At 36.7% G+C, this 16630-nt stretch carries 16 protein-coding genes and 1 pseudogene; 2 read left to right on the top strand and 15 right to left on the bottom strand.

Annotation, left to right across the window (positions count from 1 at the left end; translation table 11 throughout):
• Positions 1 to 219 precede the first annotated feature (219 nt).
• Positions 220 to 1181 (top strand): annotated as a pseudogene (locus IPL24_03870) (NAD(P)-dependent alcohol dehydrogenase).
• A 6-nt stretch (positions 1182 to 1187) separates the two neighbouring features.
• Here IPL24_03870 and IPL24_03865 read toward each other — a convergent pair.
• The 14 genes from IPL24_03865 to IPL24_03800 all read right to left on the bottom strand — a co-directional run bounded on the left by IPL24_03865 (position 1188) and on the right by IPL24_03800 (position 15074).
• Positions 1188 to 1766 (bottom strand): Crp/Fnr family transcriptional regulator, encoded by a 579-nt coding sequence (locus IPL24_03865; protein MBK8362828.1) that lies wholly within the window; start codon positions 1764 to 1766, stop codon positions 1188 to 1190.
• A 6-nt stretch (positions 1767 to 1772) separates the two neighbouring features.
• Positions 1773 to 2549 carry a PorT family protein gene (locus tag IPL24_03860; protein ID MBK8362827.1) on the bottom strand — a complete coding sequence of 259 codons (777 nt, stop codon included), beginning with the start codon at positions 2547 to 2549 and terminating at the stop codon, positions 1773 to 1775.
• Positions 2550 to 2640: 91 nt separating this feature from the next.
• A complete protein-coding gene (locus IPL24_03855) occupies positions 2641 to 3042 on the bottom strand; it encodes a RidA family protein (GenBank protein ID MBK8362826.1) in 402 nt (133 codons plus the stop codon).
• Positions 3043 to 3125: 83 nt separating this feature from the next.
• Entirely contained in the window at positions 3126 to 4199 is a 1074-nt protein-coding gene (locus tag IPL24_03850) for a hypothetical protein (GenBank protein ID MBK8362825.1), read from the bottom strand.
• 184 nt (positions 4200 to 4383) lie between these two features.
• Positions 4384 to 4797 carry a DUF1801 domain-containing protein gene (locus IPL24_03845; protein ID MBK8362824.1) on the bottom strand — a complete coding sequence of 138 codons (414 nt, stop codon included), beginning with the start codon at positions 4795 to 4797 and terminating at the stop codon, positions 4384 to 4386.
• Positions 4798 to 4802: 5 nt separating this feature from the next.
• Entirely contained in the window at positions 4803 to 5339 is a 537-nt protein-coding gene (locus tag IPL24_03840) for a DUF4199 domain-containing protein (protein MBK8362823.1), read from the bottom strand.
• Positions 5340 to 5446: 107 nt separating this feature from the next.
• Positions 5447 to 5941 (bottom strand): DNA-binding response regulator, encoded by a 495-nt coding sequence (locus IPL24_03835; protein ID MBK8362822.1) that lies wholly within the window; start codon positions 5939 to 5941, stop codon positions 5447 to 5449.
• Between the two features lie 399 nt (positions 5942 to 6340).
• Positions 6341 to 6778 (bottom strand): hypothetical protein, encoded by a 438-nt coding sequence (locus IPL24_03830; GenBank protein MBK8362821.1) that lies wholly within the window; start codon positions 6776 to 6778, stop codon positions 6341 to 6343.
• A gap of 230 nt (positions 6779 to 7008) precedes the next feature.
• Positions 7009 to 7695, bottom strand: a complete 687-nt coding sequence (locus IPL24_03825; protein ID MBK8362820.1) for a hypothetical protein — start codon at positions 7693 to 7695, stop codon at positions 7009 to 7011.
• Between the two features lie 160 nt (positions 7696 to 7855).
• The gene (locus IPL24_03820) at positions 7856 to 8842 is read right to left on the bottom strand and encodes a TonB family protein (GenBank protein ID MBK8362819.1); all 987 of its coding nucleotides are present in this window, start codon (positions 8840 to 8842) and stop codon (positions 7856 to 7858) included.
• Between the two features lie 806 nt (positions 8843 to 9648).
• The gene (locus IPL24_03815) at positions 9649 to 12201 is read right to left on the bottom strand and encodes a T9SS type A sorting domain-containing protein (GenBank protein MBK8362818.1); all 2553 of its coding nucleotides are present in this window, start codon (positions 12199 to 12201) and stop codon (positions 9649 to 9651) included.
• Positions 12202 to 12642: 441 nt separating this feature from the next.
• Positions 12643 to 13476 (bottom strand): hypothetical protein, encoded by an 834-nt coding sequence (locus IPL24_03810; protein ID MBK8362817.1) that lies wholly within the window; start codon positions 13474 to 13476, stop codon positions 12643 to 12645.
• A 1-nt stretch (position 13477) separates the two neighbouring features.
• Positions 13478 to 14446, bottom strand: coding sequence for a T9SS type A sorting domain-containing protein (locus tag IPL24_03805; GenBank protein MBK8362816.1), 969 nt, complete (start codon positions 14444 to 14446; stop codon positions 13478 to 13480).
• 145 nt (positions 14447 to 14591) lie between these two features.
• Positions 14592 to 15074, bottom strand: coding sequence for a GNAT family N-acetyltransferase (locus tag IPL24_03800; GenBank protein MBK8362815.1), 483 nt, complete (start codon positions 15072 to 15074; stop codon positions 14592 to 14594).
• An 80-nt stretch (positions 15075 to 15154) separates the two neighbouring features.
• On the opposite strand from IPL24_03800, the gene IPL24_03795 reads away from it, so the two are divergent.
• The gene (locus IPL24_03795; protein ID MBK8362814.1) at positions 15155 to 15592 is read left to right on the top strand and encodes an SRPBCC domain-containing protein; all 438 of its coding nucleotides are present in this window, start codon (positions 15155 to 15157) and stop codon (positions 15590 to 15592) included.
• An 81-nt stretch (positions 15593 to 15673) separates the two neighbouring features.
• Here the strand turns inward: IPL24_03795 and IPL24_03790 are convergent, their stop codons facing one another.
• Positions 15674 to 16519, bottom strand: a complete 846-nt coding sequence (locus IPL24_03790; GenBank protein ID MBK8362813.1) for a hypothetical protein — start codon at positions 16517 to 16519, stop codon at positions 15674 to 15676.
• Positions 16520 to 16630 lie beyond the last annotated feature (111 nt).

Below are 16630 nucleotides of genomic sequence, written 5' to 3'. Positions count from 1 at the left end.
GTGTAATGATTAACGAAACAAAAGTACAAGTTAAAGCGAGTATGTTTAATCAGAAACTATAAATTTCTTAACGTATTAAAGTTATCAAATCCCGAAAAATACAGCACTTTAAAAAGAATTTCCTCTGGAAGCCTAACAACACAATTTCTTAACCCAAGTCAATGTATTTCCGGTTTTAGCCTAATACATTTGTCCCATCAATTTAAATAAATCAAATTCATGAAAGCAGTAGTTAACACAAAATACGGAGCCCCTTCAGTCTTATCGCTGAAGGAAATTGAAAAACCAAGCCTAAAAAAGGATGAAATTCTTGTAAAAATCATGGCCACAGCCGTTAATTCAGGAGATTGCAGAATTCGGCGAGCGGATCCTTTTGCTGTCAGATTTTTCTTCGGACTTACAAAGCCGAGGACAAAGATCCTTGGCGGAGTTCTTTCCGGAGAAGTTGTCGAGATCGGCAGTAATGTAAAATTGTATAATGTCGGCGACAAGGTTTTCGGATCCACGGATATGAATTTTGGTGCATATGCAGAATATAAAACATTTCCTGAAACCGGCACACTGGCATTGAAACCTGATTCTCTTTCACATGTACAAGCTGCTGTCATTCCTTTCGGTGGTGCAACAGCATTGCATTTTATTAAAAAAGCAGAAATCAAATCCGGTCAAAAAGTTCTCATCGTTGGTGCATCAGGCGCAGTAGGTTCAGCTGCAGTACAAATTGCTAAAGCCTTCGGTGCAATAGTAACTGCTGTATGCAGTACTTCAAATCTGGAACTGGTTCGCTCTCTCGGAGCTGATAAAGTTATTGACTACACTAAAGAAGACTTTACAAAAACAATGAAAAATATGATGTGATCTTTGATACAGTAAATAGTATTCAAATCCCAAAAAGTGCAAAGTCACTTAACATAAACGGAAAAATGATTCTCAGTGCTGCGGGTTTAACGGAAATGATAAAAGGCTTGTGGTTAACGATAACAACTGATAAAAAGGTCGTAACAGGTGTAACAAAACAATCTGCAGCAGACATCAATTACCTGAAAGGTCTTGTTGAATCCGGTAAACTAAAGCCGGTAATTGACCGAACCTATACTATGAATGAAATGGTTGCTGCTCATAGTTATGTTGAAACAGGAAGAAAAAAAGGGAACGTTGCTATCACAGTTTCCTTGAACTGATACCTTCTACTTTTTATTCACTATACGTTTTCTGATCCTGCTTAATGACTCCGGTTTAACCCCAAGATAACTTGCGATCTGATATTGAGGAAGTCGTTGAAACAGATCTGGCCTTGACTTCAAAAGTTTAATGTAACGTTGCTCAGGAGAATCAGTTGTATATGAAGTCATATTTTCCTGTTGCTCAGCAAATATTTTTTCCATCACTTTACGAGAGATCGTTTCAAGCTTTGGAAATTGTCTGTACAGATCTTCCTCCTTCTCTCTGTTCCCAACAACAAGAAATGAATCAATACAACATTCAAGAAAATGAGTCGATGGAACCTGATTGCTCATGCTTTGAATTGAAACTACCCATTGCTCTTCGGTAAAAAAATTTGTTGTCTTCTCATCGCCATCAACCAGACTGAATTGTCTGACACAACCTTCTAAAACGAAATATGCTTCTGCAGAAATTTGCCCTTCCTTCAGCAAAACAGTTCCTTTCTTATACTGCTGAATATTCATCGTAGCAGTAATGGCATTGGCCTCCTCTGGAGACAATGGCATAATGCGTGAAAAATAATTAAGGAGTTTGTTGTGCATGTGAAACTATAAACGATAATAACAACCAAAGTTCACTCCTCCACTCCACAAATTTGCAGAGACGGGTGTATCAATTATTTTTAAAATGCCATATTTGAAAACAGTTTGTATTCTTACTGATACTTTCTTGCTTACTTGACGTTCTACTCCAATACTTGCTTCAGGAAAAAGGTTGAACTTATTAAATGTTTCAGCTTGATTTTCCGTAGTTGTCTTATCACTTCCATCTCCATTATCATATACTATATTATAAGTCGATTTGAGCAACATACCTGATGTAATTCCAATTCCGGTAATAAACCTGGTCTTCTTATTTCCAAAGGCAAATAAAGCTCTCAACGGAACATCAAGATAAATATGATTATAGAAAATTTTTATTGCTAGTGTTCCGGTTGAATTTCCTGCTGGTGAAGTTGGATAGGTAAATCCAAACCGTGGATCGATTGCATCTCCAAATGTCAATTCCGTTTTCTTTGTTGAATATCCTTTGTCAGAATACGACATCCCAATTTCAAAGCTGGTTTTTTTGGAAATGCTATAGTTTGCAACAACACCTGCCGAGAACCCAATTTTAAACTGTTCATATCCATTACGGGAATCAATTACTATGTCTGCAATAGGACTTCCGGAATTATTTATAAGTGTCCGGAAACAATATTCAGGAGAAATATTCACTCCAATTGACCATCTGTTGAATTCACTTTTAGGAATAATATTTAGAGTGTCATTCGCACGAAGGAGCACACTTATTATCATAAACAATAAAAACAATAGACTTTTCATAGTTATAGTTTGAAATTAACTATTCAAACATAACAAAAACTTTCGATTAAACACAAAATAATTGAATTCAATAAATAGAACTGTGATTGTGTTATTTATAAGCCAATGCTTCTATTTCCACAAGAAAATCAGGATTGGCTAGTCCGGCAACGATTACTCCTGTTATGACCGGTGGTGTTTTAATTCGCTTTAAAAATTCTTGTGCCCCTTCAAATCCTTTCCGTACGTCCTGTCCTTGTACAATATAAATTGTGAGTTTAAACAGATCATCAATGTTTGCATCAACTGCTTCTAACGCAATCTCAATATTTTTTAAAATACATTTTGTCTGCTCAACAATATCGCCTTTGCCGATTATCTTTTTATCCTTCGTTACAGCATTTTGACCGCCTATATAAATTGTACTGCCATTGCCTCTTGTTATAGCAATTTGCGAAAATGCAGGACTTTGCAATAATTCTTCAGGATTTATAAATTCAATTTCAGTTTCCATTGTATAGATAAATTAAATAATATTATATTTTACAAAGAAAAGAATATGCCACTCTAACTTTGACAACTTCGATAAATTTATTTTCATTTTTTTAAAAAATAGGTAAATTTTGATCCATCATATCTGCAAGGTCCATGCATGGTTCCAAACCAGAGATTGCCTTTTTTATCAATAGTTTTACCAAAGATCTGGAAATCGTTGTTCTCATCTTTTTCAGTAATTCTAGTAAATTTATTTTCGCTTTTCAAATTGGGATCATACTTAAATAATACCTGATTTGGTAATCCATCAAAACGAGAATTTACTTCGCTTTGCGAAAAGAACACACAACCGTTCTTGTCCTCAGTAAAATAATAGGTCAGATAAGGCATAAGAATATCTTTAAAATAAAATCCTGACTTTGCTTGAGGATCAAAGAGAATTAATCCGGTAAATGTTCCTATCCAAATCATACCTGATTTGTCTTCATGCAATGCCATTATCTTATTGAACGACCTTCCGTATTTTGAAAACTCAGAAAATGAAGTACCATCGAATAAGTTAATCCCTTTATTTGTTCCAATCCACAATTTGCCTGAATGATCACAAAGTATAGCTCCTACATAATTATCATTCAGTCCATGTGCAGTAGTATAATTTGTAAATGGCTTACTGCCTTTTGCATTTCGATCATAACAACTTAAACCTTGTTCAGTACCCATCCAGATTCTTCCACTCCTATCCTCTGCATAACACAAAACTGTATTATCTGCCAGTCCATCATTTGTGGTAAATAGTTTAAACTCCTTACCATCGAACAGATACAATCCACCACGTGCAGTTCCAAACCATAAATTCCCTTTTGAATCTTCGAAAACAGAAACAACATGAAAGTGAATTAGACCTGATTTTAAGGTATGATTAGTAAATACTTTTCCATCATACGAAATAATACCAAGCCATGATGCAAACCAAAACATTCCATTCTTGTCCTGTAACAGATCACGGACTATATGATCCGGTCCATGGACTGAAAATGTATCTGTACTTTCTATGAAATAAGGATCAATTTTCAGAATCGAACCTGCACTTTGTTTATCCTGAGCATTACAACCAAGAGTAAAAAGTATAATAGTAACTAAAGACCAGAATTGTTTCAGTGAGTACTTTTCTTTCATGGAAATTCAATTTAAAAAATTCCTTAATTAAGCAAAACGTAAATACAAAGTAAGATTTGATTGTGAATTCGCTATGAATGCAGATATAATGGGAACTGTTGATATGAAAAACACTTAGAACACAAGTCCACAAAAAGAGCACGGAATTAGTCGGTGGTCTTTGTAGACTTGTGTTTAAAGGATATTACTTCCCTTTCATTGCAGCTGCAATCAACTGTTCCAAAACATTCAAATCTACATCATCAAGCTTATTGATATAAAGACAACCAACACCTGCTTTATGCTTACCAAGCTTTTTAAATAAAGCTGCATGTTCTTTCATATCCAGTATAAGATGCAAAGAAAGATTTGCTTTGCGTGGCGAAAAACCGATCTTGAACCAATCCACTTCACGACCGCTTGCAGGACTTTTATATCGCTTGTTTCCAAAACCGATCATCGATGCGCCCCACATTTTTGGTTTTTCTTTACTGACTTTTTTCATCAATTTAAGAATGACCAGACTGTCTTTACGCTGCTGTTCGTCTTTTACTCTGCCTATAAAATCCTCTACACTTGAATCATTCTCTTTTGTTTTTATTACTGCTACTTTTGCCATAATGATCACGTTGTTGTTTGTGGTTTTCTTTTTAGAATTAACGAACTTATCAATGTTACTATCAATCCGACCGGCAAGATCTCCATATATGTCATCAGCGCATTGAAAAAAGGATTTTTATATAACACAGCGAATTTTGTCATTTCGGCTGATTTGATTTCAATCTCTGCTGCTGTAGCACCGGAGGCTTTCAGTTCCTGAAGCATGTGAGCTGCATATTTACCCGTAAAGTCCGGAATGAAAAAAAAGAAATCGATGAGCCACGTAATTACATAAATCGTTGAAGATATCAACACCATATAAAAACCCCTTTTAAATGCTTTCCCAAAAGTGATCGTTCCGCCAAGGTATTTGTCGCGATAGTTCCTGATTCCGACAAAGACCAGGGAAAATGCAATGAGCATTGACGCATAACCAATGAGCATACCTTTGTCAAAGTCGACGACACCTTGATCGTTGGCAATACTATTGGTGACAAAAAGCATTGGAATAGCCACCACAACTCCTGCAATAAGTCCGTAAATAATAATGTTCTTTTTCATTTGTTTGATTTTTTTTGCGCAAATGTGGACCATCTTCGAACTTTTGCGGTCATACTTTCGGCTATTTTTTGACTTAACAACCTGTTTTCATACTAAAGAGTGACAAATTAAGCTATAAGATTCAATCTTCTTCCCTTTTCAATGGCTTGCGTCCGCCTTTTTACATCCAGTTTTTCGAAAAGATTCTGATTATGGGTTTTGACTGTGCTCAACGAAACGAATAAGCGGGCAGCAATCTCCTGGTTGCTGCAACCTTCAGCCATTAATGACAAAACCTCCAATTCGCGTTTGCTGAGTTCAAGTTCAGCGGCCATTTTTTCATTGAGCACAAAATTTTCATTTCTGGATATGTATACTTCCTTTTCAATGACCACCGTTTCAACCTTTGGCTTTGAAAGTTTCAGTGCCAGCCAGATTCCGAGTGATGTAAAAATAACAGCAATGGCCCCAACATAGATCTCGAAAGAATGGTCGAAAATAATAAAACGGAGTTCAAGCCATTTCAACAACAACAAAAGTAACGCTAAGCTGATGCTGTAGGCGATTGTTGTTTTATGGCTTTGAAAAAAGGTAGCCTTTGTATTAGTGCCTTCGGTGGACATGGGATTGAAGTAACATGTAATTTTGGTTTACTAAAATATGAAAAAACTGCTACTAAAGAACTACGCTTAGTATTTCCCGCAGAAATGCGCAGAGTTTCGCAGAAAATACGCAGAGTTCTCGTCGAGATGGACTTTGATTTTCAAAATTATTTGCACAGACAAAGCAAGAAAATTTTACCTTGACAGTATCTGCGCCAAATCTGCGGGATCTGCGGGATCTGCGGGATCTGCGGGAAATAATTTCTGTGTGTTTTTCTCCCGCAGATCTCGCAGAACTCGCAGATTTAGCGCTGATTGTTTTAATGCTTAATCAATACAAATGTTTGATTCAAATTTTCGAACGCAATTTCAAAATGACTTAATTCAAAAGGCTCAATTGCTCAGTATGTTGATTAATTATTACAATCGCATAGTATCCGTCTGCCAATTCTGAATCGATTTAAGAATTTCTTTCGAACTTAATTTTTCTTTCACCGCCCGTTCTATTAAATTTCCGAACTGATGGTCATCGGCATATCTCAGTGCAGCGATCTGAGAAAATGAAAGCACCTCTTCGATCTGCTTTGACCGTTTATTGAAAAGTTCGAAATATCGCAGCCGGAATTCCAGTCGTACGATCCTATCCTGATTTCCAAGAGCATAATGCTGGCGCAACATAATAGCCAGATATAACAATGCAAACGAAACTATACTAAAAAGTTTCCAGGTCAGGCTATTCGAATCATCCGTAAAATAATTCACGACACCAATAATCATCATAATTGCAGTTAAAGGCAAAAAGAAGAAATGATGCGGTCCGTAAAGTTTTTTGTAATTGGTTAAATTCTGATTTTTCAAATTGATCGGATTTGTTTATTCAGGCTACAACTCTAATTATGTGCCACAGAAAATAATCTGTGAAGAATCTGCGAATTCCGAGATCTGCGGGAAAATTTTAAGGCAAATATTTTTCTCCCGCAGATCCCGCAGATCCCGCAGAAAAATAAAATATTCTGCGAAGAATCTGCGAGTTCCGCGAGATCTGCGGGAAAATATTCAACCCGCCTTAAAATCATATAGCAAATAAATTAATCCTCATACTCATCCGAGCCTGTCACCCAGATAAACGACTGAATATCGATATTATCTTTCGGCTTCATTGACTTAGTATCCTTTCTGACTTGCTCTGCAAAATCCAGCATGCTTTTATAAGTACTCCAATTAGGTTTTGATTTGTATTGAAAATCAAAACCATATTTCAATGCTGCCATTTGCGTGACACGAGGTTTAAGGAAAATGAATTCATTCGGATTCCCGATAAAACCAAATACCGTTACCAGTGGCCACGTTAAAACACGGGTCTGCTTTCTTGGAAGTTTTTGAACGACTTCAACAAATGCTTCAAACCTTTCTTTCAGTGCCTGGCTACCATAAATATAATTGAACAAGCCAAGTGCAAACATCTTTGCCGCTTCTTCGGATTTCACTGCATCACGTAAGGCCATTTTTTCAAATGAAAATAAAAGATTGGTTCTTGACTCAATCTGTACTGCATATTGTACAATCGCTTTGTAATTTTTTAGTTTAAGAAGTTTAGAGAAATTTTTCTTTCCTAAGACTTCATTAAATTTCAAATGAGCGTCTTCTTTATATTTTCTTTCCCACGCTATATATGTTTCGTCTTCAAAGCCATTCTTAAAATAGTATAAAAACTTTTTGAGGAATTTTTTCCGCTTGGTAACTGCTCCTCTCGTTAACTGGAGTAATAGTATCATTTCTGTCAGGTTTTATTCTAACAGAATATTGCAAAATCTATGCTTTATGAAAATGGGAAACTCATATGACCAACTTACCCAATTACAGGAGTAAAGTATGTTTTCTTAGAATCTTATGGGCATATAAGTAAACAATTATTTTCTTTCAATATCCGGAATATTACCTATGCAATCTGAATCTTATTGGCACAAAAGCCTCAGAAGCGACCGCTATTCCTTCTTTGTAAGCCGGTTTCCATTGTTTAATTGATCGGATCAGGCGTAGTGCTTCTTCATCGCAACCCCCACCTATTCCCCTGTAAACTTTAGCTCCTGTCAATTTTCCTAAACTATCAACACTCACCAGTACTTTCACAGTCCCTTGAATATGATTTGATTTTGCTAATTCCGGATATGCCAGATTATCATTCAAGTACTTGATAAGTCCGGCATCATCATCCTCCATAAATTGAAATTGCGTTTGAAAATGATTTTGTAATTCATCCAGGAAACACTTATTCAAATTGGTACTATCTATATCAAGACTTCCCAGATCCTTTGCTTTACGCCAATCGCTACAGGCAGCATTTATAAATCCCAGTTCATTGAAGTTAGAAGCTCTGTGAAAATACGGTTCAGGAGAAATATTATTTTCTTTAATTGCTTTAGTAAAGTATACAATAGCCAATTCATAATTACCTGCTTGAGTATATTCCTTTCCTATGCTCATGTAAGAATTGAATTTGCTATTAGCATCGGGTTTGGAAGGATTTCTTTTTGACAGATTGAATACAATGGGTAGATTATATTGTACTTGCGCAGCCATTCTATGATTCTTTCCCGGTTTCCATTGTGGCATAGACTTTACGACTCTTAATGCTTCTTCATTGAGTTCATCAATTCCTCTGAGTACCTTTTCCTTAACCACATTACCATTGGTATCTATAACGAATGATATGTATACCCTTCCGGAAATTCCCTTATCAGCTGCTTTCTGAGGATAACGAATATTGTTAGAAAGATAATCCATCAAAGCATCTTCACCACCGGGAAATTCAGGAATCTCATCAACAAATTGAAATATTGGTAAAGACTTTGTCGTATCCTGACAAAAAGAAATTGCAGGTGTTGTAAGAATTAATAAAACAGCAAATATAAATTTCGTCATAGTTGAATTTAATTAGAAATGGATTTAGTCGGTTAAACTAGTAAATATTGGTTGAAGTGCATAATTTTAAAGCAGTAAAGTGCTGTGTGTTCTTTCCCGCAGATTGCCGCAGAAAAGGCGCAGATGAAATCGCAGATTTTGTGTTTCTTAATTTGCAAGTTTATAATTTTTATATAAAAAAATATAGTCAAGATAAATTGCTTATAACTTGAAATCTGACGAGGCCCGATCTGCGAATTTATCTGCGCCTTCATCTGCGGAATCTGCGGGAAATAATAACCCAAATTTTTCTCCCGCAGATTGCGCAGAGTACGCAGAAAATCCGCAGAGATCTCTTCGAGATGAAATGTTAAATGGATGCGCTGTGTGTTCTTTCCCGCAGATTGCCGCAGAAAAGGACGCGGATGAAATCGCAGATTTGTGTTTCTTAATTTGCAAGTTTAGACTATATAATACAAATATCGTCAAGATAAATTGCTTATAACTTGAATTCTGACTAGGCCCGATCTGCGAATTTATCTGCGCCTTCATCTGCGGAATCTGCGGGAAATAATAACCCAAATTTTTCTCCCGCAGATTGCGCAGAGTACGCAGAAAATCCGCAGAGATCTCTTCGAGATGAAATGTTAAATGGATGCGCTGTGTGTTCTTTCCCGCAGATTGCCACAGAAAAGGCGCAGATAAATTCGCAGATCTTGCGATTCTTTAAATGCAAGTATAGAATTATCTTATATGAGTATTTATCTGCGTTTTTTTCGGCGGAAATCGGCGGCAATCTGCGGGAAAGAATTTCCGCTTACCAAAAACTACTGCTTACAAATTTTCCGATAAGCTGTCCGGTTTTCAGTTTGAAGACTTACTACATAAACCCCATTTGACAAACTACTGATGTCAACTTTATTCGCACCACTATTCAATTCAATATTCAAGACGCATTCGCCAATCATATTATAGAATCGAACATGCATTCTTTGCTTTTCCACATTTTCAATTGAAACCCATTCAGATGCCGGATTAGGGAAAATAATGAATTCTGTTTGGCCTTCTCCTGTTTCAATTATTCCAACACCCGGATTAATTACAACTAAAGTGCTATCCATACCTGAACATCCATTAGCAGTAACTGTCAGATAATAATAACCTGACATAGCTAAAGTTGCTGTCGTACTTACAAGAGGATTCTGTAAGGAAGATGTAAAGCCACCGGGCCCTGTCCATGCATACGTTGCATCCGCTATTGTGGAAGCTGAAAGTGACAATGTTGAATCTTCCATTACAGGTCCGTTATTGGAAGCAACTGCAGCAGGAATCAAATTTACATCTACGATTGTCATTTCGTTCAGATTTGTACATGCGTTGATTGTCGCTGTTACATAATATATTCCGTTCAATGCTGTTGTCGAATTGGTACTCACAACCGGATTTTGCTGAAGTGAATTAAATCCGTTTGGTCCTGACCATGAATAATTAATTCCGGGAATTGATGATGCGGTAAGAGTCAATGAATCGCCTTCACATAAAGCAATATTGCTGATCTGCGAATTCGCTCCGGCAATTGATTTTAATATTGCACCATTACCACCTGCTATATAAACTGTTTTTTCATCAGCAAAACAAACCGAATTCAGATCATGCTCAAGTGAGATCGTCTGTACACTCCAGCTTGTACCACCATCCATAGTCCTGTAAATTTTTCCATAGTGCTGGTAGTCATGGCCGACTGCATAGCCGACACTGTCATTGGTAAAATAAAGCGATTTCACTACGACATTTATATTACTTGTCTGCAGCGTCCAGCTAGCTCCGTTATTGATTGTTTTCAGAATTTGTCCTGATACACCTGCCACGTATCCGGTTGTTGCAGAAGGGAAATAAACTGCATTCAGATCAAGAGAAGTTGTACTCCATAAAATATTCCAGTTGGTTCCACCATCAGTTGTCTTTATCAATCTGCCGGAAGTACCTACAGCATAACCGGTATCGGCATCAACAAAATGAACCGAACGCAACATTTGACTAGCATTACTTTCTTGGAGACTCCAGCTTGTACCGCCATTGGTTGTTTTAAGAATTGTATCGCTATTTCCAACTGCATAACCTGTATTCGCATCAGGAAAATAAACTGAATTTAAATCAACTGTTGTTCCACTATTTAATGGAGACCAGTTTATTCCGCCATCAGTCGTTTTACTGATCTGTCCATTATCACTTACAACATATCCGGTATCTCCAGATGTAAAATAAACTGAAGTTAATGAGGTTGTCAACCCACTATTCTGTGAATTCCATTCTGCACCGCCATTGCTTGTTTTGAAAATTTTTCCTGTTCTTCCAACAGCATATCCGGTGCAAGTTTCAGGAAAGCAAATGGAATTTAAATATGTAAAATGATCAACGCTGATGAACGGTATCCAGTTCGCACCTGCATCAATTGTTTTAAGGATCAATCCGCTTTCACCTACAGCATAACCGGTATTTGCATCAGTAAAATATACCGACTTTAAATCTATATTGGTTCCACTTGTTAAAAATCCCCAGCTTGCACCGGCATCAGTTGTTTTCAATATTTTTCCTGAGCGACCAACGACATACCCGGTAACACTATCCGTGAAATAAATTGAATACAATTCATAAGATGTAAAAATAGTATAAGGAGTCCATGTTGCTCCGCCATCAATCGTCTTAACAATTCTTCCATATTCACTCGCAAAACCATGTTCGGAATCAGTAAAAAATATTGATTGCAGATCATCTACTGCTCCACTCGTCTGGAGAATCCAGTTGAGGCCACCATCGGTAGTTTTTAAAATATCTCTTCCATATCCTGCTACATAACCTACTGTATCATTGCAGAAAAAAACTGAACTGTAAAAATAATGTGATCCGCTTGGCTGAATTGTCCAGTTAATTCCACCATCTGTAGTTTTCAGAATCTTCCCGGTACTACCACTACCCCCAACTGCATACCCAATATTCGCATTCGTAAAAAATACAGAAGTTAAAAGTGGCAAGCCACCTGCTTGTAGAATCCATGTACTTCCGCCATCGGTAGTTTTAAGTATCGTTGAAGATCCGCCGATTGCATAACCTGTGTCAACACCGATAAAACACACCGACGTTAAACCATTAAACGTTCCGCTGATTTGTGTTGTCCAACTGGTTCCGGCATCGGTTGTTTTCAGAATTGTTCCGGCATCGCCTACTATATAACCTGTGGTTGCATTTGGAAAATAAACAGAGCTTAAGTTATTTCCCTGAGGCAGGGGATTCTGCCAAGACAGATTTTGGGCAATGGCTGAATTAAAGGTTAGAAACAGTATTGCTGATAACAGCGAAAGTTTATGTGAAATAATTTTCATTTGGTATTATTTTGTCTTGGATTGTAGTGGTCAGTTTAGTGAAAATGACCACTGATAATTAGATATGCGAAAATACGGAATAAGTTCGGTTTTATCTGCGAGATAAAAGTACTGTGTGTTTATTTCCCGCAGATTGCCGCAGATAAGGCGCAGATAAAATCGCAGATCTTGTGTTTCATATATTCAATGCTATTACAAGAAAAACAATCTGCATAAATTTCGGCGTACACGATCTGCGTATTTATCTGCGCCTTTATCTGCGGGATCTGCGGGAGAAATAATTACGCTTTATTAGTTCCCGCAGAATCAGCAGAATACGCAGAAATCCGCAGAGATCTCTGCGAGATAATTTTACTTGATATCCCCAACTGAATTTTTCTGCGGTTATTCTGGGTATTCTGCGCAAATCTGCGGGAAATAAAATGCAGTCCAAACCTATGTCTACAATTTGTAACCCACCCCAAAATTCACACAGAGAAACGAAACACTTTTATGAAACTCAGAAGTAACATAAGTCTCTGAATGCGACGGATTGGGTTCGTATTTGTCATACGTATAAACGATCTGACTTTTGTATTGCGGCGAGGAAAGTATATAATTAAAACTGAGCATCAATTCAACTTTCTTGTATACATGGACTTTGAGATCAGCACCTACATTTAAAGCAAGATTCTCAGCAATTAGTCCCTTCTGAAAAGATCTCATTGTATTGATCCCGCTACCAACACCACCCATCCACCATTTAATTTCTTCATTGATCACTATTTCAGGCGACTTGAGTTGCTGATATCCGGCTAAAATTTTCAGATCAATATTCGCAGTTCCATATTTAATTCGTGTCGTAAAACCGGCAAGCAAATTCATAGCATTCCAAGTTGTGGAATTATATTCAAACGATGCAGAAGAACTACCACCACCTAAAGTCGGACCTCTCCAGGGATAAAGCTGATCATATGTAACTGCCCTGATTTTACTGGAAATTTTACCTGCACTTAAAACAAATCCGATCTTCTCCGAGAAATAATATTGCCCTTCGATCTTACCATTGGTTCCAGTCATTGCTCCACCAATAATATTCGCAGGATATGTAAACTGATCACGATCTACAAATTCGGAAAACTTACCAAGAGGGAGTGCTGCTCCGAATGAAATTGAGATGTTTAATTCATGCTTGCTTTTTAATTGTAAGCCTGTGGATTGAGCTTGAGTTGATTTAGCAGACAGGCAAATCAAAATTAACAGGCCATATTTTATTATAAACGATAGGTCTTTCATTCTAGTTTACAATTAATTTCGAAGTCAACTGCCTTTTTTCATCCAATACTCGAATGAAATAAACCCCCGGTAAAAGTTTATAGTCTATAAACTGCAGAGTGTTTAATATAGTTGTTTCAAATACTTTTACTCCCGATAAACTAAATAACTCCATTTTCCCTGCAAACATTTCACTATTCATTTTAATTGTAAAATTACCTTGTGAAGGGTTAGGGAATATTTCGAATTCAGAATTCTGTTTTTGATTTGCAAAATTGTTGGTTAATGGGGGGCAAACAAAATTACTATCGCAAACCTGAAAACCGATATCCGATAACCCCAAATGACTGGGAAGGTTAGGTAAACAAGTTGCAGTTTGGTAGGCATAAAGTTGCTGAAGAGTGTCCGGTAAAGTTGGCAAACACTGAGGACGATTACGTGTGCAAACCAATACCTGAATAAATGGTGGAAGTTCAGGCAAAGAGTCAATCAAATTGTCTCCACAATCCAAGGTGAAAAGAAAATGTGGCAAGGTCGGTAGAGAAGTCAGATTATTTACTCCGATTAGCAGGTCAGAAATTGAATCAGGAAATGAAGCAATTTCCGTCAATCCACAATTTACAGCATAAAAGTTACGTAGTGTAAGTGGCAATGTATCGATTACGGATATCGGATTATAGCCTACATTCAATATTTGCAAAGCAGGCAATCTCCGCGGAAGAGAAGTAAGATTATTGTCCTGACAATTTAATTCAATTAAGCCATGAAAATATTCTATTCCTGTAATATCACTGATACCTGCATTTTGCAAACTCATAACCTGAAGCGAAAGAAGAGCCGCATCCGTTGTATCAATTGTGTTTCCCACAACTGCTGATGGCACATACAAATTAATCCTGTTTAAAAAATTAGTGTCCGGAATGGTGACGTATTGTGCGTTACAAAGCGGAGAAAAAGCGAGTAGGAAGCAGAGTTGTAAAATATATTTCATTTTAATAAATGTTTTAGCAGTATATTCCTATTTGAATAAATCCGCTCATTGATAAATTCAGAATAAGGCTAAACGAAGTTAACAAACGATTCTCATAATTTCAAAGTACTTGGTTAATTTCTTCTTATCATTACCCTGTCTGGCATTACAATAATTTTCTCATATCATAAAAAACATCACCCCCATGAACAGATGCAGACAATCCAGCATTGACAAATCCAAATTTCTCATAATATGAAATAAGATGTTTCTCGCAAGTCAGGACAACACCTTTTCGTTTATTTTGAGCTGAAACCTCAAATAAATGCTCCAACAATTTTCCCGCTAACCCACGATTTTGAAACTCAGGTAAAACTGCCAGTCCAAAAACAGATTGCCAGGCTCCATCTTCATTGTGCAATTCCGGATACTTGAACATTTCATCCTTTATAATATCGTTGTCGCTTACCATTCCATTTATAAATCCCACAATTTGTACGCCATCTTCAATAAGCCAAAAATGATTCGGGTAGACTTTTAGTCTTTCGGAGAAAGTATTCAACGAAGCTGCCTGGTTGGCAGGGAAACAAGCTGTTTCAATCATAAAAATTGATTCAACATCTTTCAAGTTTGCATTTCTTATTTGCATAGCACAATTTAAAGGATTTTTGTTATAAATAAAATACGCGAATGGCATCTTTTTTTACCAAATAACATATAAAAACCTGCATGAAAGATTTCATCGTAAAAAAAGAAATTACAATAAACGCTACTCCTGCAGAAGTGTGGGACGCACTAACGAATCCTGAAAAGACCAAAGAATATTTTTTCAATTGTGAAGTGCATTCCGATTGGAAAAAAGGAAGTCCGATAATTTTTGAAGGAAGGATCATGCTGGTCAAAAAAATTGAAATGAACGGAATCATTTTAGAGATTGAACCGGAGAAATTATTAAAATATAATCTGATTAATTCAGACGGTGATCATCCTACAACTTCAACGGTCACAGATCAACTCACATATGAAAATGGCAAAACCCGGTTATCCATTTCCGATGACGTTGGACAAGGCGAAGGTGCAGAAGAAAGATATGAGCGCTCGGTTAAAGGGTGGGATAAAGTATTGAGTGGATTGAAGGAGTTTGTGGAGAGGGAAGATAAGTCTTAAGGACCTAATCTATTGTTGCATTTCGAATATTCATGATAAAATATTTTATCATTGAAACAAATTTTCGATGGCATATTAAATTTATTTTTCAACCACTATAACTTTTCCCAGACTAATTCTTCCATTTGAAGATACAATTGTAACTGTAAATATTCCTGTTGGAATGTCATCTGTTAAAATATCAGATAATGCTGACTTCAATTTCTCCCGCTTTATAATCTTTCCGATCGTATTAGATATTATCAGCTGAGCACCATCAGGATCTTTAATGCTAATATGCATTGGCGACCCTCTTTCTATTATACTTGGATAAAGTTTATTCTGTACAGATGAATTGTTCTTTACCGAATTAATAATATCACAATCAACTGCGGGGGTACTTCCTGATAAAATTAAATTTGAATCCACTTTAAAGCAGATCAATTCCCAGCTAAAATCAACTCCATTGCATCCCGGAGCGAGAAGTCCTCCCACACAACCGATTCCTTCCACCCAATCTGAAACAGGTGCTTGAAAATGGATGAACTTCCGATAATCCGGAGAGAACTGATTCGTTGAATCGATAGAAGTGACAGTCGCGGTAATACCACCGCAAATGATAGTGTAAGTATGAACGGTATCTCCTACTGATACGTTAAAATCATATAGAAGATATTCAGTTACATCATTAAAAGGAAAATAATAAATTCGCTTAGCACTGCTATCTTCCCGAAGACCGCCGATATACATTCCATCTTTAAACAGCTGATGGTATGAATTCCCTGCAATCATAATATCAAACGATTGCTGATAAACCAATTCAGTATCACAAACATTATTTACGCATTGAGACGACGATCCAAATTCCAGATATCCCCATGCTGCAAATTGTTCGGGGAAATTATGATATGTAGAAAACTGTGACCTTGCAACAGAACATACAAACAAAAAATATAATCAACGTAAAAATTCTTGCTCTCCGAATCTTTTTTATATTCATTGATAATTTAATTTTTAAGGAAACAATTACTTTTATCTCTAAAACTAATATAGCCTGTT

Source organism: Bacteroidota bacterium, from assembly GCA_016711505.1.
In the GTDB taxonomy this organism is placed as follows: Bacteria; Bacteroidota; Bacteroidia; order AKYH767-A; family 2013-40CM-41-45; genus JADKIH01.
This window is presented reverse-complemented; position numbering and strand designations above follow the sequence as displayed.

Bases quoted from the DNA above. Each gene is read 5' to 3' on its own strand.
- IPL24_03865 (MBK8362828.1), bottom strand. From the start codon at position 1,766: ATGCACAACAAACTCCTTAATTATTTTTCACGCATTATGCCATTGTCT.
- IPL24_03860 (MBK8362827.1), bottom strand. From the start codon at position 2,549: ATGAAAAGTCTATTGTTTTTATTGTTTATGATAATAAGTGTGCTCCTT.
- IPL24_03855 (MBK8362826.1), bottom strand. From the start codon at position 3,042: ATGGAAACTGAAATTGAATTTATAAATCCTGAAGAATTATTGCAAAGT.
- IPL24_03850 (MBK8362825.1), bottom strand. From the start codon at position 4,199: ATGAAAGAAAAGTACTCACTGAAACAATTCTGGTCTTTAGTTACTATT.
- IPL24_03845 (MBK8362824.1), bottom strand. From the start codon at position 4,797: ATGGCAAAAGTAGCAGTAATAAAAACAAAAGAGAATGATTCAAGTGTA.
- IPL24_03840 (MBK8362823.1), bottom strand. From the start codon at position 5,339: ATGAAAAAGAACATTATTATTTACGGACTTATTGCAGGAGTTGTGGTG.
- IPL24_03835 (MBK8362822.1), bottom strand. From the start codon at position 5,941: ATGTCCACCGAAGGCACTAATACAAAGGCTACCTTTTTTCAAAGCCAT.
- IPL24_03825 (MBK8362820.1), bottom strand. From the start codon at position 7,695: ATGATACTATTACTCCAGTTAACGAGAGGAGCAGTTACCAAGCGGAAA.
- IPL24_03820 (MBK8362819.1), bottom strand. From the start codon at position 8,842: ATGACGAAATTTATATTTGCTGTTTTATTAATTCTTACAACACCTGCA.
- IPL24_03815 (MBK8362818.1), bottom strand. From the start codon at position 12,201: ATGAAAATTATTTCACATAAACTTTCGCTGTTATCAGCAATACTGTTT.
- IPL24_03810 (MBK8362817.1), bottom strand. From the start codon at position 13,476: ATGAAAGACCTATCGTTTATAATAAAATATGGCCTGTTAATTTTGATT.
- IPL24_03805 (MBK8362816.1), bottom strand. From the start codon at position 14,446: ATGAAATATATTTTACAACTCTGCTTCCTACTCGCTTTTTCTCCGCTT.
- IPL24_03800 (MBK8362815.1), bottom strand. From the start codon at position 15,074: ATGCAAATAAGAAATGCAAACTTGAAAGATGTTGAATCAATTTTTATG.
- IPL24_03795 (MBK8362814.1), top strand. From the start codon at position 15,155: ATGAAAGATTTCATCGTAAAAAAAGAAATTACAATAAACGCTACTCCT.